At 69.5% G+C, this 24,921-nt stretch carries 10 protein-coding genes; 6 read left to right on the top strand and 4 right to left on the bottom strand.

What is annotated here, in order from left to right; all coding sequences use genetic code 11:
* Nucleotides 1-109: 109 nt before the first annotated feature.
* Together ACFVVU_RS00560 and ACFVVU_RS00555 are read left to right on the top strand one after the other, a co-directional pair.
* Entirely contained in the window at nt 110-898 is a 789-nt protein-coding gene (locus ACFVVU_RS00560) for an SDR family oxidoreductase (RefSeq protein ID WP_380687697.1), read from the top strand.
* 333 nt (nt 899-1,231) lie between these two features.
* Nucleotides 1,232-2,416 carry an ROK family protein gene (locus ACFVVU_RS00555; RefSeq protein ID WP_387787246.1) on the top strand — a complete coding sequence of 395 codons (1,185 nt, stop codon included), beginning with the start codon at nt 1,232-1,234 and terminating at the stop codon, nt 2,414-2,416.
* 48 nt (nt 2,417-2,464) lie between these two features.
* Here ACFVVU_RS00555 and ACFVVU_RS00550 read toward each other — a convergent pair whose 3' ends face one another.
* The 3 genes from ACFVVU_RS00550 to ACFVVU_RS00540 all read right to left on the bottom strand — a co-directional run bounded on the left by ACFVVU_RS00550 (nt 2,465) and on the right by ACFVVU_RS00540 (nt 11,312).
* Nucleotides 2,465-2,722: a hypothetical protein gene (locus ACFVVU_RS00550; protein WP_380686582.1), complete on the bottom strand. Its 258-nt coding sequence runs from the start codon at nt 2,720-2,722 to the stop codon at nt 2,465-2,467.
* Between the two features lie 38 nt (nt 2,723-2,760).
* Nucleotides 2,761-10,320 (bottom strand): RHS repeat-associated core domain-containing protein, encoded by a 7,560-nt coding sequence (locus ACFVVU_RS00545; RefSeq protein ID WP_387787243.1) that lies wholly within the window; start codon nt 10,318-10,320, stop codon nt 2,761-2,763.
* A gap of 218 nt (nt 10,321-10,538) precedes the next feature.
* Nucleotides 10,539-11,312, bottom strand: coding sequence for a GntR family transcriptional regulator (locus ACFVVU_RS00540; protein WP_380683901.1), 774 nt, complete (start codon nt 11,310-11,312; stop codon nt 10,539-10,541).
* A gap of 275 nt (nt 11,313-11,587) precedes the next feature.
* Between ACFVVU_RS00540 and ACFVVU_RS00535 the strand changes: the two genes are divergently transcribed.
* The 4 genes from ACFVVU_RS00535 to ACFVVU_RS00520 all read left to right on the top strand — a co-directional run bounded on the left by ACFVVU_RS00535 (nt 11,588) and on the right by ACFVVU_RS00520 (nt 19,748).
* Complete coding sequence (locus ACFVVU_RS00535) at nt 11,588-12,391, top strand: exodeoxyribonuclease III (RefSeq protein WP_387787240.1); 804 nt, start codon at nt 11,588-11,590, stop codon at nt 12,389-12,391.
* A 388-nt stretch (nt 12,392-12,779) separates the two neighbouring features.
* Nucleotides 12,780-16,835: a hypothetical protein gene (locus ACFVVU_RS00530; RefSeq protein ID WP_387787239.1), complete on the top strand. Its 4,056-nt coding sequence runs from the start codon at nt 12,780-12,782 to the stop codon at nt 16,833-16,835.
* Entirely contained in the window at nt 16,739-19,084 is a 2,346-nt protein-coding gene (locus ACFVVU_RS00525) for a hypothetical protein (protein WP_387787237.1), read from the top strand. Before ACFVVU_RS00530 ends, ACFVVU_RS00525 begins: the two co-directional genes overlap by 97 nt.
* Entirely contained in the window at nt 19,071-19,748 is a 678-nt protein-coding gene (locus ACFVVU_RS00520; protein ID WP_387787234.1) for a hypothetical protein, read from the top strand. The genes ACFVVU_RS00525 and ACFVVU_RS00520 overlap by 14 nt, the downstream gene beginning before the upstream one ends.
* A gap of 340 nt (nt 19,749-20,088) precedes the next feature.
* Here ACFVVU_RS00520 and ACFVVU_RS00515 read toward each other — a convergent pair whose 3' ends face one another.
* Nucleotides 20,089-24,690, bottom strand: a complete 4,602-nt coding sequence (locus ACFVVU_RS00515) for an ATP-binding protein (RefSeq protein WP_387787232.1) — start codon at nt 24,688-24,690, stop codon at nt 20,089-20,091.
* Nucleotides 24,691-24,921 lie beyond the last annotated feature (231 nt).

The following is a 24,921-nucleotide window of genomic DNA, read 5'->3' as shown; positions in this document are numbered from 1 at the left end:
TCAGTTCGGCCGGCGCCGCCCTGCCGGAAGCTGCTGGCCGGGGGATCCGGCGGAGGGTAGGTTCTCCCCGAAGCCGGTGTGCGGCCGGCAGGGAAGCGGGGTGGGCCGGATGTCGGACGAGGTGTCGGGCGCGATGTCGGGCGGGATGCCGAGCGGGGTGCTGGCCGGACGCGCGGCGGTCGTCACGGGCGGCTCGCGCGGGATCGGGCGGGCCGTGGTGGAGCGGCTGGCGGCGGACGGCGCGCACGTCGTGTTCGGCTACGCGCAGGACGACGCGGCAGCGGCCGAGGTGGTGCGCACGGTGGCCGCGCGCGGGGTCGGACGGGCGCACGCCGTGCGGGCCGACCTCGGCGAACCCGACGGCGCGGAGCGGCTGATGGCGGCGGCCGAGAAGGAGCTCGGCGGCCTCGACATCCTCGTCAACAACGCGGCACGGAGCTTCACCCGCACACCACTCGCCGAGACCGAGGTGGCGGACTTCGACGCCGTGCTCGCCGTCAACACCCGCGCGGTGTTCCTGACCCTGCGGTACGCGGCGCGCCGGATGCGCGACGGCGGGCGGATCGTCAACGTCTCCTCCCTCAACACCCGCCGCCCCACCACGGGCATCGCCCCGTACCTCGCCGGCAAGGGCGCCCTGGAGCAGCTGACGGAGGCCGCGGCGCTGGAGCTCGGGCCGCGCGGGATCACCTGCAACACCGTCTCCCCCGGGCCGGTGGAGACCGAACTGCTGCGCTCCACCAACCCCCCGGAGGCGCTGGAGACGGTCGCCGGGATGACCCCGCTGCGGCGGCTCGGGCAGCCGGCGGACATCGCCGACGTGATCGCGTTCCTGGTCGGCCCGGACAGCCGGTGGGTCTCCGGGCAGAACCTCGGCGCGACGGGCGGCCTGCGCTGACGGCGCTGCGGCGACCGCGGGGCGGTGGGGCGGTAGGTCCGTGATCACGCAGGATCACGCACTGCCACCCGATCCGTACCATTTCGATACCGAAGCCTGGATGAGCTGGGAAGATGCTCGCCGGGCGGAGCGGGCCCCGGTAGCATCCGGCTCAGGCCACCCGGACCGGCCAGGCGGCGCAGCACCGCCGTGCCGGTTCCACCGGGCGGCCGACTCCCGCGGGTCCGCCCGGGGGCGGCCCCGGGTGTGACGCTCCGGCGGCGCCGCCCGACGGTGCCCGTTTACACGGCACGCGCGCAAGGGCAGTCGCGCGGAACGGCGAAGGGCAGCGTCTTGGCGGACAGACTCACCGGTGGCGACTCCTCACTCCTGCGGCGGATCAACGCGGCGGTGACCCTCCGGGCGCTGCGCGAGGGCCACGCGGTGACCCTGACCCAACTGGTCGGCGACACCGGGCTGTCCCGGCCGACGGTCGAGGGCGTGATCGAGGGACTGGTGGAGACCGGCCTGGTCGCCGAGGTCGAGCAACCGCAGTCGGGCGGCCAGGCGGGTGCCGGGCGGCGCGGCCGGCCGGCCCGGTGGTTCCGGTTCCGCGCCGAGGCCGGGCACATCCTCGGCATCGAGATCGGCGTGCACGACATCCGGATCATCCTCGCCGACCTCGCCGGAGAGGTGGTGGGCAGCCACTTCCGGCCGGTCGAGGAGTCCCTGGACGCGGAGGAACGGCTCGCCGCCGTACGGTCGGTGGTCGCGGAGGTCCTGCGCAAGGCGGGCGTGTCGCGGGACAACCTGTGGGCGGTGGGCGTCGGCACCCCGGGCATCGTCGACCGGGACGGCACCGTGCAGCTGGGCACCGCGATGCCCGGGTGGACCGGGCTGGACCTCGGGGCCCGGCTGCGGCGCTCGTTCCGCTGCCCGGTGATGATCGAGAACGACGCCAACCTCGCCGCCATCGCCGAGCACTGGCAGGGTGCGGCGGTCGGCGCCGACGATGTGGTGTTCGTGATGGCGGGGCTGAGCCCGGGCGCCGGTTCGCTCATCAACGGCCGTCTGCACCGGGGCTTCGGCGGCGCGGCCGGCGAGATCGGCGCGCTGCACCTGCTGGGGCAGGAGGTGACGCCCGAGCGCCTGCTCTCCACCACCGGCAAGCCGCTCAACCCGCTGGACGAGGCGGCGGTCGCCCGGGTGCTGCGGCTGGCGCGCGAGGGCGACGAGGTCGCGCGGGTCGCCACCGACCGGTTCCTGACCCGCCTGGTGCAGAGCGTCGCCGCCCTTGTGCTGGCCATCGACCCGCAGCTGGTGGTGATCGGCGGCTGGGCGGCCGGCCTGGACGGCGTCCTCGACCCGCTGCGCGAACGCCTCGCCGAGTTCACCCTGCGCGCCCCCGAGGTGGCGCTGGCGGCCCTGGGCTCGGAGGTCGTCGCGATGGGCGCCCTGCGGGTGGCCCTCGACCAGGTCGAGGAACAGCTCTTCGCCGTCAACCCCCCGACGGCGGAAGCGGGTTCGGCCCGGGCCTGACGAGCCGGGGCTGTCGCGCAGTGCGACAGCCCCGGCTTGACGGCGCGATCAGCGGTCGAGCCGCCGCCGGGCCTCGTCGAGGGCCCAGTGAACGAACGCCACCGGCAGCCGGTCCACGTCCGGAGGAACGCTGACGACGGCGTCCTGCCAGGTACCGTCCTCCGGCCGGATGACGGCGAGCACCGTGCCGGCCTCGTCGATCCTCGGGTCACGGAACTCGACGATCCAGGTATCGGGATCCGACCCCTCGGATTCGATCACCCGGGTCTCCGGCCCCAACCGCCACTCCGCCGGGTTCTCCAGCATGACTCACGCTCCTCTCGACGATGGTACGGACGGGCAGGTCAGAAGTTCAGGAAGGTCTCGAAGACGCTGTCCATCGAGAACCGCGCCCCGTGCGGCTCGCCCGGTATCTGCAAGTCGTAGCAGTCCTCGAACTCGCCGTCGATCCGTCCGCGTTCCACGGTCACCACACCGTCCGGGTGTCCGAGCATCCGGTCAAGGAGGGCTTCCGCGATCGGGTTGAGGTTCACCGGGTTGCCGGGAGCGGTCGGCCAGCCTCCGCTGTTGCCGTCCCGGCCCGACTTCTTGCCGAGGGCCCGGCCGGCGCGGCTCTGCTTGGGGACGTCCTTCTGCCCCTTCGTCCCTTTGGGAGCCTTGGCCCTCGGATCCGGCTCCTTGCCGCTCTCCGACGCCTTGGCACGGTCGAAGTTTGCCGCGGGATCGGGTGTGCAGCCCGCCTGGTCCGGACCGCCCGTGCCACCCCCCTTGCCGCCCTGGCCGGCGTCCGCCGGTCGGGGGTCGAGGGCGCCCGTGGGGAGGCGGCCGTCGGCATTGGCCGCGAGGCAGGCGTCGGCGGGGCCTCCGGTTCCGCAGCCGGCGTCGGGGTCGCTCGGCTCGTCGAGGTGCGGGTCGGCGCTGCTGGTGTCGGTGGGGGTGGGCAGCTGGATCGGATGGGTGAGGTCGATCAGCGCCCGCCACACGGTCTCCCAGTAGTGGCGGACACTGACCTGCGGCCCGCTCTTGGTCCAGGAGCCGTCGGAGTAGTAGGAGGTGACCCGGGTGGTGTCGGTGATCCAGGTGTCGGTGCGCTCGTAGAGGTAGGTGTCGTCCCACCAGGTGGTCACCTCGGTGCGCACGTCGGTGGTCGTCGCCTTGCTGGTGCTGACGACGTACGGCCGGGGCGGGGAGGACTGCGGCGGCTTGGGCTTGGCGGGCTGGGCGCCGACGGGGGGCTTGGGGAGCTGGTTGGTGCCCGGGTCGGTGACGGTGACGCCGTCGGTGCCGGAGCCGGTGGAGACGGGGCTCAGGCTGCCGTCGGCGTTGACCACCTCGTAGACGACGTAGCCGACGAAGGCGACCACCACGATCGCGCCGACCACCAGCGCGGCGGTGCAGGCGACCGAGCAGGTGACCGCGGCGGCGCCGGCCTCGGCCACGGTGGCGCCGACGGCGACGATCTCGCCGCCCACGGCCGCCGCCTCCTCCGCGACGGTGACGGCCAGGCCGCCGCCGGCCCGCAGGGCGGTGCCGAGCAGGTCCAGGCCGTCCCCGGCCAGGCTGCCGACCGCGCGGGCGCCCTGCCCGAGCAGCGCGCCGAGGTCGAAGTGGCCGTCGGGGTCCCAGCGGCCGACCGGGTCGCCGGCACCGTAGCCGTAGCGGTTGGCGGTGGCGGCGGTGCGCAGGCCGGGGACCCGGTCGTCGGCGGAGGTGAAGCGGCCGGTGCCGGGGTCGTACCAGCGGGCCTGGGCGTGCACCCGGCCCGTGGCGGGGTCGGTCCAGCCGCCCTGGAAGCCCAGGCCGGGCGCGGCACCGGTGGTGATGGTGGGCTTGCCGAACGGGCTGTAGGAACGCCCGGCGGCCAGCGCGCCGCTGCCGGTGTCGGTGGCGCCGAGCACGTCGTGGTGGGCGTTGGTGAGCAGGGTACGGGCGGTTCCTCCGCCGCTCGGGGCGGCTGCTATCGCGGTGCCGTCCGAGGCCCGGGCGTAGGACCAACTTCCGTCGGAGTCGGGCTCTTTGGTGAGTCCTGCGTAGCTGAAGGAGGCCGCCGCGGCGGTGCCGGCGGTCGCGGCGGTGAGTCGGTCGAGGGCGTCGTAGGCGTAGCTGCGGCCGTCGACGCCGGTGAGCCGGCCGAGCGCGTCGTAGCGGTTGGTGGAGGTGGCGGTGACGGCGCCCGCGGCGTCCTTGGTGGTCGTGGTGGCGAGGGTGCCGCGCGGGGTGAAGGTGTAGCTGGTGGTCGCGCCGTCGGCGGCCGTGCTGGAGGTGAGGCGGTTGCGCGGATCGTAGGCGGCGGTGCTGGTGCCGGTGGCGGTGTGCTGGGCGGCGGTGCCGGTCCAGTCGGTGACGGAGGTGCGGTTGCCGGCGGCGTCCCAGCCGTAGTCGGTGCCGGTGCCCTTGGTGGTGTCGGTGACCCGGGTGAGGCGGCCGGCGGGGTCGTAGTCGTACGTCTCGCCGTGCGGGTCGGCGGTACCGGTGGAGCCGCTGGTGAGCAGTCGGCCGGCCGGGTCCCAGCTGTAGGTGAGCTGGGTGGAGAGGTGGCCGGCGGGGTCGGTGACGGTGTCGGTGGCGATCCGGCCGAGGCCGTCGTAGCCGAGGCTCCGGGTCGGTCCTGCGCTCTGGCCGGCGTTGCGCTGTTCGGTGGTGACCTGGCCGGCGAGGTCGTGACTGAGGGTGCGGGTCAGGCCGGAGAGGTTGTCGGTGACGGTGGCGAGGTCGGTGTTGCCGTTCCAGGTGTAGCTGACCTTGGCGCCACCGGGGGCGGTCTCGGTGAGCGGGCGGGCGGCGGCGTCGTAGGTGAAGGAGCTGGTGCCGAGCGGGCCCTGGCTGCCGGTGAGCAGGCCGCGGTCGTCCCAGGCGAAGGTCTGCGCGCCGCCGGGGGCGGAGGCGGAGGTGACCCGGCCTGCGAGGTCGTAGCCGAAGGTGCGGGAGGCGTCGCCGTCGCCGCCGGTGCCGGACTCGTTGGTCAGCCGGCCGAGACCGTCGTAGCCGAACGTGCGCCGCACGCCGCCGGGCTGGGTGATGGCGGTGACCTGTCCGGCCGCGTCGTAGGCGGTGGTGGTCGTCCGGTCGGCGGCGGACTGGTCGGCGGGGACGGCCGGCAGCGACTGCGCCTCGGCCAGGCCCAGGGAGTTGTACCGCTGGTGGGTGGCGTTGCCGTTGGCGTCGGTGATCCGGGTGAGCCGGCCGAGCAGGTCGTGGCCGAGGCCGGTGACCGGGGCGGAGGCGGCGTCGCCGGGGCGCACCGCCGGGTCGGTGAGCGTGGTCGGCCGGTTGCGGGCGTCGTAGGCGGTGCGCCGGACCTGGCCGTCGGGGTCGGTGACGCTCACCGTGTTGCCGTTGGCGTCGTAGCCGTAGCCGGTGCGGGCGAGCACGGTGCCGGCCGGGTCCGCGACGGTCCTGGCCGTCGCCCGGCCGGCCAGGTCGTAGCTGGTGGTGGACTTGCGGCCGAGCGGGTCGGTCACGGTGGCGGTGCGGCCGGCGAGGTCGTAGGTGTAGCGGGTGGTGCCGTGGCCGGCCGGGGTGCTGGAGGTGCGCTCGCCGAGCTTGTTGTAGGTGTAGGTGGTGGAGGTGGCGCCGAGGGTCTCGGTGAGGACGTCGCCGAAGTCGTCGTGGGTGTAGGCGGTCGTGTGGCTGTCGGGGGTGGCGGTGCCGTTGCGGACCACCGACGTGGCGGAGATCCGCCGGTCCATGCCGTCGTAGACGGCGAGGGTCTGGGCGCCGGTCGGGTCGATGACGGAGAGCACGTTGCCGTTGTCGTCGCGGCGCACCACGGTGACGCCGGGCGCGGCCCCGGGGGTGGCTGGCGGCAGGGTGGTGCGCACCAGCCGGTCGCGCAGGTCGTAGGTGTAGGTGGTCGTGCGGCCGAGCGCGTCGGTGTGCGAGGTGGTGTTGCCGTCCGCGTCGTAGGTCCATTTCTCGACCGGGTTCAGGGCGGCGGTGGCACCGGGCGGGGTGTAGGCGGGCAGCCGGGCCTCGGTGCGGTGGCCCTGCTTGTCGTAGAGGAAGCGGGTGACGGCCCCGGTGGCGTCCTTGACCTCGGTGACCTCGCCGAAGGTGTTGTAGCCGCGGGTCGTGGTGCCCTGCTGGGCGGTGGCGGTGGCGCCGGGCGTGCCGTCCTCGACCGGGGTGGCGGGCGTGGTGGTGCTGGAGAGCCGTCCGAGCTGGTCGAAGGCGTTGGTGGTGGTGTACGCCGGGTCGGGCAGGCCCGGGGCGCCGGGCTGCGGCATGCCGCGCGGGTCGGTGGTGGCGAGGACGCGTCCCCCGGCGTCGCGCAGGTAGCCGGTGACCAGCGCGGTGGCGGCGTCGGGGCGGGTGACGGTGGCGGTGAGCCGGCCGGTCGCGGCCTCCCAGACGTTCTCGCCGGTCTCGGTGCGGGTGCCGTCGGTCACGGTGGTGGAGGTGACCAGGCCGGCCGTGTCGTAGGCCGTGGTGGCCGTGCGGTTGAGGCCGCCCGGGTCGCCGGTGGTGGAGGTGACGCGGTTGGCGGCGTCGTAGGCGAAGACGGTGGTGCGGGCGGCGGTGCCGTCACCGCGCACGTCCTTGACGACGTTTCCGGCGTTGTCGTAGGTGAAGGTGTGCAGGGTGATCTCGCGGGTGCTCGTCCCCTGCTGGTTCACCAGCGAGAACTTCTCGGTGAGCACCAGGTTGTCGTTGGTGTAGGTGTACGTCACCAGGTGCTGCATGGCGTCGGTGACGTGGGCGAGGCGGCCGGCGTCGTCGTAGCCGAAGGTCTTCAGCCGCACCTGACGCGGCGGGGAGTTGGCGCTCGGGTCGTCGACGAAGCCCAGGAGGTCGACCTGGCTCAGGCGGCCGTTGATGTCGTAGCCGTAGACGTAGTGCGCGCCGTTGGGGCTCCAGCTGTCGGTGACGTTGCCGATCTGGTCGTAGACGACGCGCTTGGTGGTGATGCCGTCCTCGGTGACCCTGGTGAGCCGGTCCTGCGCGTCGTAGCCGTAGGTGGTCGTACGCGCGGCGTCGCCGCCCTGGGCGGCGGGGGTGAGGTCGGCGACCGTCTTCGTGGCGACGTTGCCGTCCGGGTCGTAGGTGTAGCTGGTGCGGGCCTGGTGGGTGACGCCGCTGACCGGGTTCAGCACCGCGGGCGCGGTCTCGGTGGCGAGGCGGCCGAACTTGTCGTAGGTGTAGGTGGTGGTCGCGCCGTTCGGCTGGGCGGGGTCGGTGACGGTGCGCCGGGTCACCCGCCCGAGGTCGTCCGTGAAGGTGTCGGTACGCCCGCCGCCCGGGAGGACGACCATGGTCTGGTCGCCCTCGCGGTTGTAGCCGTAGCGGGTGAGCCTGCTGCCCGGGTCGGTGACGCCGACCACCTTGTAACAGGTGCCGCGGTCGCCCTCGCGGTGATTGGGGTGGATGTCGTTCGTGATGGGCGCGCCGCAGGACCAGGTCAGGCCGGTGGTGCCGCCGACCGGGTTGGTCTCGGTGACGAGGCGGCCCATGGGGTCGTAGTCGTACGCGGTGGTGTGGCCGTTGGCGTCGGTGACCTTCGTCGGCTTGCCGTTGACCGGATCACCGATCCGGTTCGTGTCGAGGTGGTACTCGGTGCTCTCCTGGAACGGCTGGAGGGGGGTGCGGTAGCGGATGACCCGGGTGCGCATGCCGAAGTTGCTCCAGCCGTACCGGGTGACGTTGCCGTTCTCGTCGACGGCGGCGGTCAGTTCACCGAAGATGTCGTAGGTGAACATCCGCAACCGGTTGGCGGGCGGTGTCGGGGTCGCCGTCCACCGGTAGGCGAGCTGCCCCTCCCGGTTGTACTGGTAGTAGGTGTGGACACCGCGCGGGTCGGTGCGGTGGACGATCGGCACCGGGCTCGGGCCGGAGGTGTCGATCCTGCGGTCGTACGTCCAGCCGTTGTCGACACCCGTGGCGTTGTTGTCGGCCCGGCCGACGTGGAACACCCGGTCGCCGTCGTAGACGACGGTGGTGACGTTCTCGGCTCGGGCGCGCTGCGCCTTGACCAGGCGCTTGGTGCCCCCGCCGGGCCGGCTGCTCTCGTAGGTGTAGGTGGTGCAACCGCCGGCCGGGTCGCAGACCTTGGTCAGGTAGTCGTCGGTGTAGGTGTAGGACCAGGTGATCGCGGTCGGAGAGTCGTACACCCGTTCGGTGGAGACGGAGCTGATGTGGCCGCGGCCGTCCCATCGGACGTACAGGGCGCGGTTCGAGGACGCGAGGTACATCCGGGAGGTCTGGCCGTTGGGGTCGCCGTGCTCCAGTTGGAGGTTGCCGCCTCCCGTCCAGTCGGTGACCTGGAGGTCCTGGCCGGTGAAGTAGTAGTCGCGGGCGCCCATCCGGATGTGGCTCGCGTCCACCCACTCGCCGAGGCCGCCACTGCCGTACTGGGCGACGAAGCCACTGTTCGGGTAGGGCTCACGGCCGAAGTTGACCTTCCGTCCGTCGTCCAGTCTGAGCGTGAAGACACCGTTCCCGGCGTCGGCGACGCCCATGTCCCACAGCGAGCTCCAGCCGATGCCGAAGGAGGTGTTGGCGGTGGCGGCGCTGTTGTAGGTGCGCTGCACCTGGAGGCCGATGGTGGGTTCCGGAAAGTCGAAGTCGGTCTCGCGGCGGGTGTAGTTGCCGAGGTAGAGGTTGACGCCGACCTCGTCGAGGGCGCCCGGGTCCAACCCGAGGCGGGCGGCGTCGTTCGGCGGCGGCACGACGGTCGTGAAGGGGCTCATCCCGCTGAACGGCGAGGTGTAGCCCGGGTCCTGGACCCGGATCCGCCACCAGTAGGTGGTGTTCCAGTGCAGCGCGTCGGCGGGCGGGGTGAAGGTCGCGACCGCGCCCCATCCGCCCGGGTGGGCCGGCAGGTTGACCATGCCGGAACCCCAGCAACCGGGCTGCGCCGGGTCGCTGGTCGGGCAGAGCTGGATCTCGTACTGGGTCTGAACGCTGCGGTCGTCGCCGACGAAGGCGGAGAGGGTCGGCACGCGGGTGGCGACGGTAGCGCCGTTGGTGGGCCAGCCGTCCTTCGCGGTCGGCGCGTAGTGCGGCACGACCAGCCGGGCGGCCTGCGAGGCCGGGACTCCGTAGTGGGAGAAGGGGTAGGCGCCGTCGGCCAGGTCGGTCATCTCGTAGGACAGCAGATAGGCACCCGGACCGAGCTCCGGGATCACCGCGTCGAAGGTGATGGACTGGCCGGGCGCCACGTCGACGGGCAGGGCGGTGAGTGCGGCGATGAAGTTGATCAGGGTCTGGTCGTCGCGGTACAGGTGCAGGACGAGCATCTGCCCGCTGGTGGTCCAGGTGAAGTCGGACGTGTTGTTCACGGTGATCCGCTGGTAGCCGATCGCGTTGTAGCGCGGGGCCACCTGGAGCGCGCCGACCGCGTAGGTGGCGCCGTAGTGCCGCGTCGCGGCCACGCCCTGCGGGGCTGCGGCCCCGTTCCGCCCGGAGTCCTTCGCGACGGGCGGGTCGGCCAGCTGGTCGAGCGTCAGCGGTGCCGGGCCGGTCGCGTGGCGGCGCTTGCCGGTGTCGTCCACCTCGGTCGGCGGAATGCGGTACCCGGGAAGCGGTCCGGCGGCCTTCAGCGCGGCCAGCTGCCGCTCGTACTCCTCGGCGTCCGGCGCCGGGGCCGGGGCGGGCGCGGGCCGGGGCGGTTCCGAGGCGGCCTTCGCCTCCGCCGCGATCGCGGCCCGCTCGCGGCCGAGCGGGCTGTCGTCCGGGATCGGGTCCTGGGTCGCCGGCGACTCGCCGGCCCCGGGGCCGCCGGGGCCCGCATCGGCGCTCACCCGGCCGGGCGGCAGTGGCGCCGAGACGACGGTGCGGTCCTTGGGCACGGCCCAGGCGGCCGGCGGAATGCCGAGCCCGACGCCGACCAGCGCGAGGATGAGCAGCTGGGCCACCCTGCGGCCGGCAGGTCTCTCGACAATCTTGCGGTACCAGTGCGCGTTCACGGCCCCCACCCCTGAATCGACGGACACTCGGGTTGCACAGAGATCGTTCGGAACCTACCGATCGATTTGGCATCGGCCCAGGGGTGGACCCAAACGGTTCCCCCCCGTTCAGGAACCCGTGATATGCGCCCGCCTCACGAAATCCGGGTACGAAACGGCCCAGGCCCGGACACCTGGCGGGGTGTCCGGGCCTGGGCCTGAGGGTTTTCGGAAATGGTTCAGGAAGCGGCGGCACCCACGGGGGTGGCACCGACGGGGGTGACCTCGACGAGGCCGGTCTCTCCGAAGGTCAGCTTGCAGAGGTCCGCGCGGTAGGTGGAGACGGCGAGCGCGACCAGCCGGCCGGCCGCGGCGTACTGCGTGGTCATCACCAGCACCGGCGAGCCGGGCGGGCGCTCCAGCAGGGCGGCCTGCTCGGCCTCGGCGACGCCCAGCTCCACGGAACGGGACTCGCCGTCGACCTCCAGGCGCTCCAGCTGGCGCAGCACCGAGCGGGCGCGGTCGCTCTCGGCGCGGAAGCCGGGCAGGTGCGGCAGCGCGGCGGCGGGCACGTGCAGCGACTCGGTGGCCATCGCCCGGCCCTGTACGAGCCGCACCCGGCGCACGGTGTGCACCGGCGCGCCCTCGGCGACGCCGAGCGCCTCCGCCAGTCGCCGGGTGGCCGGGGCGGTGGTGCAGTCCACGGTGCGCCAGGCCTGGCTGCGGGCGGCGCCGGGCCAGCCCTCCTCCTGCCGGTTCACCGGGACGCCGACCCGGGGGGCGGCTATGAGGGTGCCGATCCCCCGCCGGCGGACCAGCCGGCCCTCCAGCTCCAGCTGGTCGAGCGCCTGCCGCAGGGTGGCCCGGGCGACACCGAAGCGGGCGGCGAGCTCGCGCTCGTTCGGCAGGATCTGGCCGGTGGAGAACTCCGTGTCGATGGCGCGGAGCAGCACCGTGCGCAGGTGCCAGTACTTCGGTTCCGGTACCGCCGTGAGCTGTGCCGTCGTTCCCACCGTGTCCTCCACCCTGATGTCTTCCGCCCTGCTGAAGGAGGGCGGATCCCGGCCCGCTGCCCGCTGTTGCGGCAGGTGGGAGAGCGGGCTTTTTCCGTCCTTCTTTATTAAAGGACCTTGCAGTAAGTGACCCTAGGGGCTCGATCGGGAGATGGTCAAGACCAATGGCGCGGCCCGGCGGGACTGCCACGGAGTTTCATGGTGCGTTCACGTCAGCTCCGCAAGCGGACGCGTCGCGGCACGGCCCCGCACCCGGCAGTGGGTAGGCTCTCCGGGTGATCGTGGTGACGAGTGTGAACGTGAACGGAATCCGGGCGGCGGCCAAGAAGGGGTTCATCGAGTGGCTGGCCGCCACCGAGGCGGACGTGGTCTGCCTGCAGGAGGTGCGCTCGGAGCCCGAGCAGCTCCCCGTCGAGCTGCGCGACCTTGAGGGCTGGCACGCGGTGTGGGCCCCCGCCGCAGCCAAGGGCCGGGCCGGCGTGGCGATCCTCTCCCGGACGGAGCCGAGCCGCTCGGTCATCGGCTTCGAGTCGGCGGAATTCGACAATTCGGGCAGGTACGTCGAAATCGACCTTCCGGGCCTCACCGTCGCCAGCCTCTACCTCCCCTCCGGCGAAGTCGGCACCGAGCGCCAGGACGAGAAGGAACGCTTCATGGCGGAGTTCCTCGTCCACCTCCACAAGCTCCGCACCCGCGCCGCCGCCGACGGCCGCGAGGTCGTGGTCTGCGGCGACTGGAACATCGCCCACCGCCCCGAGGACCTCAAGAACTGGAAGGCCAACCAGAAGTCCGCCGGCTTCCTCCCCGAGGAGCGCGCCTGGCTCTCCCGCGTCTACGACGAAGCCGGCTACGTCGACGTCGTCCGCCACCTCCACCCCGACCGCACCGGCCCCTACTCCTGGTGGTCCTACCGCGGCCGCGCCTTCGACAACGACTCCGGCTGGAGAATTGACCTAGTTATCTCTACTAGAAACCTCGCTGAGAAATGCGTCGAGGCCTTCGTTGAGCGGCCAGCCTCCCACGCCGAGCGCTGGAGCGACCACGCGCCCGTCACCGCAGCATTTGATGTGAACAACTGACTCTCAGATTAGGTCATTTGACCACTCTGGAGGTGGCCCCACTTTGCAGTACGACGCACAGCCGGGGCCACCTCGCGGCGACAGCTGAGCTGCCACCAAGGGGCCTCTAATAAATCAGCTGCCAATTCGGCGAGCGACGCGTCATATCCCTTGGACATTCAGACAGGCACACTATTACTGCTCCTCGTATGGCGAGGTTGCTCCTGGGCGGACACCATCACAGCCGCACCGCGGAAGACTGACCTACCCGGGCAAGCATCGAGGTACGCAGCCTGCAGAACATCTGCCCGGTGCTACGTTGTGCAGACGTCGCCTCCTGTCCCCCTCCTGCGATGTCGAGGAGAGTCTTGTCGAGCCGCAACGATACCCAGCTCCGTCAGGTCCACGGATGACCGAGACCGATCGTCTTCGCGCGAGTCGGGACGGCGACCAGTTCCACTACCACTGGGGCGCCCGGCAGGCGCTCAAGCTGTTGTCGCCCGACACGGACCTGACGGCAGTCGTCGTCGAAGGCGTTTCGCCGGATGATACCGAAGGCAACGACGGCGAGGATGTCATCGACATCGCCGAGTACTACGGGGCCAGCGGCCTTGAGGGTGCCAGCCGCGTTGTGTACCGACAGCTCAAGCACTCGACTGTCCAGGCGGACAAGGAGTGGACGGTGTCGGGACTCTCCAAGACCGTCAAGGGGTTCGCCGAGAAGTTCCGCCGCATCAGGTCCGAGCTCCCCGGGGCCGAGCAGAAAGTATCGTTCGACCTCCTCTCCAATCGGCCGGTGAGCAGCTCGGTCCTGAAGGCCATCGAGGCCCTCGCCTCAAATTCTTTGAGTAGCACGTGCTCGACGAGTGCAGCGCAGGAACACAAGAACGAGATCAAGTTCCTCAAGCAGTACGCGGCGTTCAACGACGATCCGGATGGCGAAGCACTGTTCTTCGGTCGTTTCGAGGTCGATTCCAAGGCTCCGGGCCTGCTACGCCTGGAGAGTCTCTTCAGGCTGGATCTCGCGGGCTTCCTCCCTGGCGCTCCTGACGTCGAGCACGTGCTACTCAAAGAAATGGTCGCCCGGCGCGCCACGTCCCTCGAATCCGACCCCGTCATCACCAGGCTCACGGTCCTCACCTCGCTCAGGACCTCTCCCGATCTCCTCCTCCCCGCGCCGAACCTCATCGACCGTCCCGGCTCCGTGATCGTCACCGCGCAGACCCGTGCGATTGTCGACGAAGTCGTGGAGCTCGCCGGGCGGCCCGTGATCGTGCACGCAGCCGGCGGCGTTGGGAAGTCGGTCTTCGCCACGCAGGTCAAACAAAGCCTCCCGGACGGCTCCGTCACGCTGGTCTATGACTGCTTCGGCAACGGCGGATACCGGCGAGCCAGCGCACCGCGGCACCAGCACCGGCAAGGCTTGGTGCAACTGTCGAACGAGCTGGCCACACACGCGCTGTGCGATCCTCTGATTCCTTCGGCGACGGCCCTGCCCGCCGACTACGCCAAGGCGTTTCTGGCCCGGGTCCGGACCGCGTCGGAGACCCTGTCGGCCACAGCCCCACAGGCGCTGCTGACCGTGATTGTGGATGCAGCTGACAACGCGGCCCTTTTCGCCGCTGACTGTGACGAACGCACCTTCGTCACCGACTTGTTGCGCGAACCTCTGCCCGCCAACGTGCGGCTGCTGATGCTCTGCCGGACCGAGCGCATCGACCTGCTCGATCCACCGCCCCTGGCACGCCGGATCGAGCTCGTGGGCTTCAATGTCGGGGAGACCAAGCAGTTCCTCGAGTCGGTGTTCGGCGTCGTCACCGATCAGCAGGCGTCGGAGTTTCACCGTCTGACTGACGGGAACCCTCGGGTACAAGCCCTCGTGCTCGACTCGGCCACGGACATTGAGGCCTGCCTCGCCTCCCTCGGCACGGTGCGACAGACCGACGGCACCATGCTCGACGGGCTGCTGCAGGGCCTGGTGGACAAATGCAAGGATGCCCACCACTCCGCCTATGAGATCGACCAGTTGTGCGAGGCCCTCGCCGCGCTGCGGCCGCGGATCCCCGTCCGTGTCCTGGCAGATCTGTGCTCGGTGCCGCCTGCTCTGATCCATAGCTTCGTGGTAGATCTCGGACGACCGCTGCTTGTGGACGGCGACACCCTGCAGTTCCGCGACGAACCGACCGAAACCTGGTTCCGGACCAGATTCCGCCCGACCGGCAGAGCCCTGGGCGACTTCCTCGACCGGCTGAGTCCGCTCGCCGACACGGAACCATACGTGGCAGCGTGCCTGCCCCAGTTGCTCTGGGAGGCGGATCAGGTCGACACCCTCGTCGATCTGGCGTTGACCGACGGCGCTCTACCTCGAGGCAACGACCTGGAAGAGCATGAAATCGCTCAGCAACGCGCTCAATTCGCTCTCAAGGCGACCCTTCGCGCGGGGCGGGACTTCGAGGCAGCTCGGCTTGCCCTCAAGGCCGCTGGTCTGGCCGCCGGCCACTCCCGCAGGCTTCAATTGCTGCGCCAGAACACCGATCTGGCTGGGCAGTTCCTGGATGCGCGGACCATCGAGGACATGGTTGCCATGCGCAGTCTTGCAGGGGACTGGCCGGGATCGAACCTGCACTACGAAGGGGCGCTGCTTTCTGCCGCGGAGGGGCGAACGGACTTCGCCCGCAGCAGGTTGCGCAGTGCTGCCGACTGGGTCCGGGCCTGGGTGCGGCAACCCCGCGAAGAGCGCCAAGATCACGGCGTTGGCGCCACAGATATCGCCGAAATCGCTTTCGGCCTACTGAATACCGACGGGGTTGAGGCCTGCATCGACCACCTCGCCCGATGGCGACCGAAGCAGCTTGCGTTCGACACGGGGCTGATCATCGCGACCCGGCTCGCCGACGCTGGCCGCACCGACGAACTTGAAGAGCTCGGCCGAATCGCGACACGAGTGAAGTACCTGCGATTCGCGGTCGCCGCGGCCGCCTGGAACGCCAACGTCGTCTGCCGAAGGCCGCTCGCACAACGTTTGGTCAGGGTACTGAGGAGGCAGCGGAGACCGATTTCCTTCCGCAACCGCTACGGGCAGGAGAACCTCGAACTCCAGGCAGTCATATGGATCGTCGCCATGGGGCTTCGGCATGGCGTTCTGCCCAACAGCGAAGCCGAACGGATCCTCCGGCTGAATCTCCCAAGGGACCTGGGACGGGCAGCGGGAAGTCGATATGGTCACGGCACGGAGACCCTTCTGTGCGGGTTCTCGTTGCTCGCCAGAGTTCGGCAGCAGCCCTTCGAGCTGGATGACATCACCGGGGCCGATGTGATCGAGGCACGTCGCCACCCGTACGTCCACTCCCGAGAACTGACGGATCATGAGAGCAGCGTGGTGCCCCTGGCCGGATTGGCTGCCCTCTGGGTTGACTGCCTGGTCGGCACCGCGGAGGACACAGATGCCCGGTTCGGGGAGCTAGCGGTGACCAGGCTCAAGAGCTACTCCGACTACGAGACCCCCCACCTCTTTATCCGGGGTGCCTCGCGCTTCGGCTCCCGAATCCTCGCCTTCGGTTCGTCAGAGGAATCGCGGAAGCTGCTCCTCGCCTGGTACTCGGAGACGGAACGTCACATCAGTGTCACCAGCCTCATCGACGTGGTACGGACAGCGGCCGGCATCCCGGAGCTGGCGCACATCACGGTGAGCGTGGCGGAGCTGGCCGCGAAGGTGCTCGACGCCTCTCACGAAAGTGCGGAGTTCAAGGCCGAGCAGATGGTCAATCTGGCCCGGGCCGTCTACCGGTTCGATCCCAGGGAGGCCCAAGCCTACTTCACTCACGCCATCGATCTGACGGATCGCGTCGGGGACGACGTCCACGCAGTGTGGCAAGCACTTGTCGCTCTCACACGGGCTGCCTCATCGGAGACCGAGGACGACGATGCCCGCGCCTATCGCGTCGCGCAAATCGTTGAGGGTCTCGACCCCTTCGTCGGCAATGCCGCTGACCCCTCCACGGCACTCTCCGCAATCAGCCGCCTTAGTGGACGATCGGCAACAGCCATAGCCTCTCGCTGGCGAGACCGTCGCTTCTGTTCCGAACTGCCGTTCATTCGAGCAGTCACCGCAGAGAACAACAGTCCACTCACCGCCACCGTACAGCTGGGGCTCCTGCCGTTCGGCGGCCACATCGTTAACCCCCTTGGCTTGTCGAGCGAGCGTTCCGCCATGCGCCCGCCCAAGGCCGACCCATTGCCCAGGCAGTCGGGGAGTTCCTCCGAGCCGAGCGATTTCGCGTCGAGTCCTTTGACCGCCTCGATCAGACTGCCAATGAGCTCGGTATCGAGCTCGACGGGACGCCGCTTGCTCCTACCGCACGACACTTCGTGTTCCCCTCGGCCGCCGGCACGCGTTCGCGAGACTGGTACGGCGAGGAGGACGAGGACCGAGTCGCGCACAGACAGCAGGCGGAGGAAGCCCTAACGGCGTACGACCTCACCACCGTCGAGGGTTGGGAAGCAGCCCGCGTACTGGTTCGCGACTCCAAGGCCCGGCTGAGATGGGAGAGTGTCGTCGACCGAGCCGCTCACGTCCCGCTCCCCAAGCTCGACGACATGGTGGCCGCCTTTGAAGGCAACCCCCACTTCTCCATCTTTGACCACGCGGCGATGATCAAGAAGCTCGCCAGCCAGCCCGTTCTCCCACAGGCTACCCGCAGGCAAATCGGTCATCTCGGCCGGACGGCCGCCATGAGGTTCTGCCGAGAAATCACGACCCGGAGTTATGACACCCTCGATTTGAAGGTACTCGTCGAGCTTGCTGGTACTCCGAACGAAGACCTGTTGGGAGCAGCCCTCAAGGAACTCGGATCACATCAGGTCCCACTCGCCTCCGAGGAGTGCTACGCCCTGGCCGGGCGGTTGGCACAACGACTTCCACACCTTCAGGCAGCGGTACTTCTCGATGACCTCACCACCATGCTCGGCGACGTTGCACCCACAGACTCCGGCGATGGCGAGTTCGCCCGACTCCCTGCTGTCCCATCAAGTATCACCGAATGCGTGGCCGGCTACGTGTGGACCGCCCTCGGTGATCCCGCACCTGTCATGCGCTGGCAGGCAGCCCACTGCGTAAGGCTTCTCGCGGCCTTCGGCTGCACCGATGAACTCGATTCCCTGCACCGCCTCGCCCTAGGTGTCCTCGATGTGTCCCCGTTCAGGGACACCCGTCTTCCCTTCTACGACCTGCACGCGCGCCAATGGCTCCTCTTCGCGCTGGCACGGGCAGCTCAGGACCCTGCCGCACACCACCAGATCGCGCTCTTCGCACCGCTATTGAGGAAGGTCGTCTTCGACGATGTTCCCCATGTCGTCATGCAGGAGAGCGCCAGGACCACCCTGATCTCGTTGGCGTCCTCCGACACCGTTCAACTGACGTCGGACGAGCTCTGCAGCTGCCGGTCCGTCAATGTGCCGACGGAGATCATCCGCCACTCCTGGCGGAACCGGACAACTCGGCGGCAGAAATTGCCCGCAACCGAGGACAACCGCACAGGTGCAGGCGAGACCTCCGCAGTCCCCAGCACTGAGTCCGTCCGGTTTCGCTTCTTTCTGGACTTCTCCGACTACTGGTGCCGCCCCCTCGCAGAAGCGTTCGAAATCAGTGAGGAAGAAGTCGAAAGGCTCGCCGATCGCGTCCTCATCGATCGACTGAAGCCTCTCTATCGAGATGAGGACCCTCGCCATACATTGAGGCTCTATCCACGGGACTCAAGCTTCGCCTATAAATCGGATTGGCCCCAGGAGGAGGACCTTCGTTTCTACCTGTCCACCCATGCGCTGTGGGCTGCGGCCGGAGAACTGGTCACGAAGCACCCCGTCCTCCAGGATGAGGACTCACACACCGACCGATTCGCCGAGTGGCTCGGCAAGTTCCTCATCAGCCGTGATGATGGCCGATGGCTTGCTGACCGACGCGACCCCTCACCGAGAAGCATCTTTACCGGGTCGGACCATGCTCCCGCCCAGGATTGGATCTGGCGTCTCAACAGCCAGCACTTCAGTCAACGGCTCATTGCGGACGACGGATGGATCACAGTATGGGAGAGGTCGGACGACACCACCGACCGAGCGGCCCAGAACGTCTCCGTCCGAAGCGCTCTGGCCAGCTCTGCCAACGCCCGGGCGCTGGTCCTCGCTCTGCAGACTGCGTCCTACATGGACTTCAGTCTCGCTGGCGCCACAGACGAGGACGACCAGTTCTCAGCTGACGGCTTCGAGCTGAGCGGCTGGATCGTGGACCAGTACAAGCGGGAAGGCCAGGACAGCAGAGATCCTGTAGCCGCTGCCGTCGGATACCCTCCTGCTCACCCTGCCGATGAGTTCGTTTCGATACTCGGTCTCGTTCCTGACGCCGACATGCGCATCTGGAGGCGTTCTGATGGGCCTGTCCTTCGCAGCGCGGTCTGGAGCGACTATGCGGAATCCGGACGGCGCGTCGGCATCGGACAACAAGGCGAGCGGCTTGAGATCCGGCGTGAAGCCCTCCTCGAACTGCTCACCGCGACCGACCGAAGTCTGATCGTCGAGGTGATGATCGACCGCACCCACGACGACCACAAGCCCTCCTACTCCACCATTCGGGACAACAACGATGACGAACACCTCCCCTTCCCCGAGCGGTCCTTCAAGATTTACCTCTTCGATGCCTCCGGAGGATGTGGCGAGCTTTGAGAAGACTCTCGCACTCGGCCAGGAGATCGCAGAGAGCCTGCCAAGCAACGACGTCCTCGGCCGCTGGATGGCACATCACATCGGCGATCTGATCGTCCGCGTTCAGGCGGCGAATGAGTCTCAAATCGGCAGCGCTCGACGTGAAGCGGCAAGCACCATTCTTAACCTCTGGACCCATCGGGCATCCCTGAACACCCAGGACCCGCCGACGACCTCCTTCGAGCCAGTGTTCAAAGCATTGGCACGCCTGAGCGAGAAACAAGATCCCTGGCATTTCTACGGAATTTTCAGGTCAGGCCACCAGCCCGACGATGCGGACGTGGGAGTGGCCCCTCTGCTCAAGTACGCCCTTGAGCTGGAAGACATCGTCCGCGGGGTTGTTCGGGACGTTGTTTCCCTTGCTGCCGAGGAGGCAGCCGACAGAGAGGCGAAGTGGCTGGAGCTTTCCGAGCACCTTGAGGAGGACGACCAGCACCGCGCCATTCAAGAAATTTTCCGGCTGATTCGCGAGAGAAATCCTGAGCCGGACCAAGACCTCCCCAAAGGGCAGGCCGGAGACCTTGCGGGTAGAGGCTCGGAGGTCGCCGCTTCGCTTCGGAAGGCCGAGGCACGTATTGCCCGCATCCGCATTGCCCTTGAGGAGCATCTCTCGTCGGATAATTAACCCAATCTTCGGTGCTGGATTTGCGAAACGGATTAAGCCCCGTACGAGCCGTACTGCAGTCCTCCACGCCGACCGTTTGAGCGACCGCGTCTGTCACGATCCACCGGCCCGCGAATGCGAGGGGTCTGCCGGTCCAGATGTTCTTCCTTCCACGGTGCTACGCACACCTGCCCCACCAGCCCACGCCGCCCACACCTCCCCCTGGCGCCGGCAGGCCGACCCCGCCACGGCGACTGGCCTTCCCACCGGAGCTGTCCTCATCTCTGTGCCGACTCCTCCGGACCTGACCTAATCGGCACCCGCCAGCCGGGCCCAGGGGTGTTTGGCTCCTGTGCCGATCTCATGAGCCATCGGCAGGCCATTGCAGGACCAAGGCTTCCGCATCCACGTCACGCACCGCCTTGAGTTTGACGTCCGAGACGGGCTCGACCTCGAAGTGGCGCAGCGGGTCCTTGATGATGCGAAGCGTCGGCTCCCCCGTTCCCTGCTCCAGGTACGAGGCAATGACGAGCGAGAGGTTCTCACCCTCGGCCAGCGCACGAGTGAACTCCGCACTGGTGAGGGAGACATCCGTGGGCTCGGCCCCGCCGTGTGCCTTGATCTCGTAGAAGTGTCCGTTCGAGTCGACCGCGTCCGCGCCCAGCCGCAGGACACCGCGCTGGTCGTGGAGATCAATTTCGTCCTTCCGCAGGAACTGCGCGAGCAGCTCAATGACGAGCTTCTCCTTGTCACGGTCCTGGTAACTGAGGGGGCCGGACCGCTCTCGGGGCGCGCCCTCGCCCAGGCGGGGGCCCGGCAATGAGGTCACGCGTCGCCGACGGGCGACCTCACCTGGCCGGGCCGGCTTCACGGACGGTGAGACACGGGACACCTGCGGGCTGCGCTGGCCGAGTTCGGCTGCAGTGTGCAGTTCGCGAGGGCCGGGCACCGGTGGAACCGCCAGCGGCAGCACAGGCCGGCCGGATGGCACCGCGGGCACAGGCGGAGCTGCGGCGGACCGGGGCGCCGGCACCGCGGAGGACGGGGCCGATGTGCCGCGCGGTGTCCCCAGCGTGGCCGGAGAGCCGGGCATCGTCAGCTTGCGCTGCCGCAACAGGTCGTTCATCCGCTGCTGCTCCTCGTGGTCGTGCTGGCGCGCAGACACGAGCGGGGTCGCGCTCGACGGTTGGTCGGGCACGTCCGTCTCCCAGAAGTCGCGCCAGCGGTGGCCGACATGGGTCCGCTCACCCGAGAAGAAGCTCGCCACGGCCAGGCCTCCACCGCGAGTGGTCCGCAACGCCTCCGGGGTGGAGACGAAGAGGGCCTTGGCCGTACGGTCGATCTGTGCGTCGACGGGGAGTTCGAGCGCCTCCCCGCCGTCCCCGGAGTCGAGCCGGATCCGGAGCCCCGGCAGGACCCGGACCTCCAGCTCGGCCAGCCAGGTCCAGCCGGTGAAGGCGTTGGCCGCTTCGGGTTCGTCCCGGACAAGGATGTCCTGCAGTCCCGCCACGGCCCTCCGGAAGTCCTGGGTGAGCTGCGGATCGGGCACCCCGCCGTCCGGGTCGAGGACGCTCGCCCGGGCCGCCTCCAGGCGGGAGACCTTGAGTGGGCTCAACAGGCCGGTGAACTGCTGAATGTCCCCACCCGGCTGCCAGACCGGGACGCGATCGGCGAGCGTCCGAGCAATGACGGGGTGGTCCACCGCATAGACCGGACGCTTCCTCACCCACCCGGCACTCGTCCACAGCGGCAGCCAGCGCAGTTTAGACCGCAGGCCCGGCGACATGGCCGCACCGGCGGTCCGGACCGAGGCGCACAGCGAACGCAGGGCCTCCAGGACCACTTGCTGCCGCTCCCCGGTGGGCGGCGTACCGTCCGCAGCGATCTCCTTCAGTACGTCGACCAGGTCGTCGGCATCCGGTTCCTCGATACCGAGGACCGTCCACAGGGGAACGAGTTCGGGCCCGGTGAGAGCGAAGGACCGGAACCCTCTGAGGATGGACGTCCCCCGGAAGCAGTCATGGGGACGTGCCCACCCCTGATCGGTCAGCACCAGGTCGAGACCCTGAAGGAAGCTGGTCCTGATCTCTTTCTCGACGGCCGCACGGGGCGTGTCCACCGGTCCGTCCGTCAGTCGTCCGGCCAACGCCCGGTAGACGAGGAAGACCTCGGCCTCGAATCCGTCGGCCAGGGCCCCGGGGTAGGAGGAGGATCGTGCCCGCAGTTGCTTCAGCCGTGCGATCAACTCGGGAACATCCGGGTCTCCGGACACACCGAGAGCGGCCAGGACGTCCGTCCGGGTCGTCGTCGCCCGCTGGATCGCGGGGTGCAGGTAGCCCGGGTCATCCTGTCCGTAGAGAGCCTCGGCATCGCGGGTGCGAAGACGGAGGTCGGTGGGTGCACGGAGACGGCCCTGTGCGTCCTCGAGCCAGGCTGCTTCCCGCAGCCGCCAAACCCAGAGGGCCGCCGTTTGACCGCGCACCGTCCATCCGTGATAAGCCGTCGCCGCCTGTACCCGGGCCTGGTCCGGGGAGGTGACCAGGCCGGGCTTGCCCAGCGTCTGCAGCAATGCGGCGGTACGACGCCGGCGCTCGTTGACGTCCTGCTCGGCGATGATGTCCCGGATCACGGCGTCCAGGTCACGACAGATGTGGTCGTCCAGGGTGTGCGTGGCACCCAGCCTGCGCATCTCGTTCCGTCGGCCCGTGGTGGAGGAGGCGGCATTTTGCAGGAGACCGATCCGGTGGTCGATCTCGTAGGTCTTCACGGCCGTGCCATCCAGCAGCGGAACGAGCCGCGGCGCGACCGCCACCCCCAGCAGGCGCAGGAAGGCCGTCTGGCTCAGACCGTTGTTCCGGGACGCCGGCAACAGCGAGCGGGCATACGAACGGTCCACCCAGACCAGACCGGGCGTCTTCCGGGCGGCGACGGCGAACCGGTCTCCGTCCGTGCTCTCCAACGCCTGGGAAAGGTAGGCCTCGGACGGGCGTGCTCGACGCCGCTGTTCGTTCCCGTCCGCGTCGTACCTGTGGCAGTCCAGGAACACCGCACGCCCGATGCGCGGGCCGAGTTGCTCACGGACCTTCTTCGGGACCTCTCCCAGAGCCCGCTGGAGCGCGACCAGTTGCCCGATCCGCGATTCGCCTTCGCCGCGGAGAGTTCCGCCGAACATGCCCAGGTCGGCGATGCGGCGCAGTACGGCGACGGTGTCGTCCCGCCGTACCAGGCGACTGCGCTCCCTGAGCCAGCTCACCGTCCGCCGCGACCACCGGTTGTCCTCCCGATATGCGGGGTGAAGGTCGACCACAACACCCAGCTCGTCCAGCGGACCGCTGCCCTCGGCCTCCGCGAAGACATACGCATGGCTATCCGGCTTCAGCCGACGGGCATCGGCCGTGACGACACTCGGCTCAAGGGCGATCAGATGGCCGAGCCCCGCCTCGATCGCGGCCGCCGTGAGGCGGATGGTGCGACCAACCTCGTACTCGGGGTTTCTCAGGAGGCCGACCGCATGACTGATCTGCACCTCGTCGTGAAGGCCCGTCCGGCCGTGGGAGCGCCAGTCGGCGAGGACCCGACGCCAGCGACCGGCCTGGTCCCGGGCGTTCTCTGGGTAGGCGTGCGGCAGTCCGGCGAGCTGGGCGACATCCGCACGGTCGATCACTCCCGACAGGGCGGCCTCCTCGACGGCGAGGTCGGACAGCGGCGCCACCACGTCGTGCGGAAGCGAGAGTGAGAGCCGCTCGGCCACCTGGTTGCGGGCCCGGTCCAGGAGCGCCGCTCGAAGGGCATGCTGAAGCCTGGCCGGAGCGGTCGCGTCGGACTGCGACGGCAGCGGAACGAGGTGCCACGCCGAGGGTTCGACGTGGCCGAGGACGTCGAGAACGGCCGCCTCCCAGAGATCCGCGACCAGCGGGACCAAGGCATCGTTCAACTGGCTGGTGGCGAACTCCTCCCGACTGATGACGGGGTCGAACTGCGCGTTCACGCGCACCGCGACGTCCAGCGGCACGACCGGCAGCCCGGCGTGCACACTGCCGGCCGCGTCTGAACCAAGCGGGAGCGCCACTGCGACTGGCATCGACAATCCCGAGGCCTTGTGACGGCGCGTCCGTTCGCCGAACGACGCGACCCGGGTGTCGTACACCCGCCACAGCGAGCCGTCGGTCGTACGGGCCTCGCGGACACCGACGTTCGCCTCCGTCCCGCCAACCGGAAGACGTTGCAGCCCGACGTCCCGCCAGGACAACCGCAACACGGCGCTCGACCGGACCTCGCTCGAACGCGCCGTGCCAGGGTCGTCCCTCAGCACGGTGATCTGCTGCAAATGTCGCAGGAACAACAGTGAACTGTCGCTCCAGGTGTCGAACCACCGGAACAGCTCGGCCGGCGACAGGGCGTCGGGCTCCAGGGGGATCCTGAAGACCGTCCAGGCCTCGCCGACGATGTCGCCCGACAGGTCCAGCGGCTCGACGGGCTCCAGGTTGAGGTCGGCGAAGCGGACGTGGAAGGGGTGGCAGTGGACCTCCCAAGCCGTGGACAGCGCCCGCAGGGTCGCCAGCCCGATACCGAAGCGCCCGGTGGCCTCGGCGTCGCGGGCCTTACCGCTGAGCCAGGGCAGACCGAGGAGGAGTACGTCCCGCAGGCGCACCCCCTCACCGTCGTGCGTGATCAGGAGCTCGGTCGGCCGCCAAATGGCGCGGATCTCGCTCGCACCCGCGTCATCGGCGTTCTGCACCATCTCGGACAGGATCTGCAGCCGGTCCGACGAGAGGGTCTCGGCTCCCTTCTGCCCGCCCTCGGCCATCAGCCGGTACACCCCAAGCCCGTTGCGCAGGCCCTCGTCGAGCAGACGTACGGCCCGAGCCGCCTGCCGGACGCCGCGGACGTCGAACCCAGGATCCGTCCGAGGATCCCCAAGGAGCTTCTCCACCGCCACCGAAAGTGCTTCGTCGCCGTCCACACACATCCCCTTCCCTGTCTCCGGCATTCGCGGAGAGCCTCGTCGCCGAGGAGCAGCCAGGCGATCACGACCGCTGGGATTCCGCCAAAGACCGGCGTGTCGTGGTCGCCTCGGCCACGCGCCAGCACGGCGTCGCGCCGTGCACCGCGAGCGTTCCGAGGCCGGAGAGCGGCTTGAACCACCGTCACGAGAGCGGCTGAAAGAGCCGGCCCCGTACACCCGCGTTGTCGG

It is taken from the genome of Kitasatospora sp. NPDC057965 (genome assembly GCF_042887135.1).
In the GTDB taxonomy this organism is placed as follows: Bacteria; Actinomycetota; Actinomycetes; order Streptomycetales; family Streptomycetaceae; genus Kitasatospora.
The sequence above is the reverse complement of the archived record's forward strand: the minus strand, read 5'-3'. Positions and strand labels throughout refer to the sequence as shown.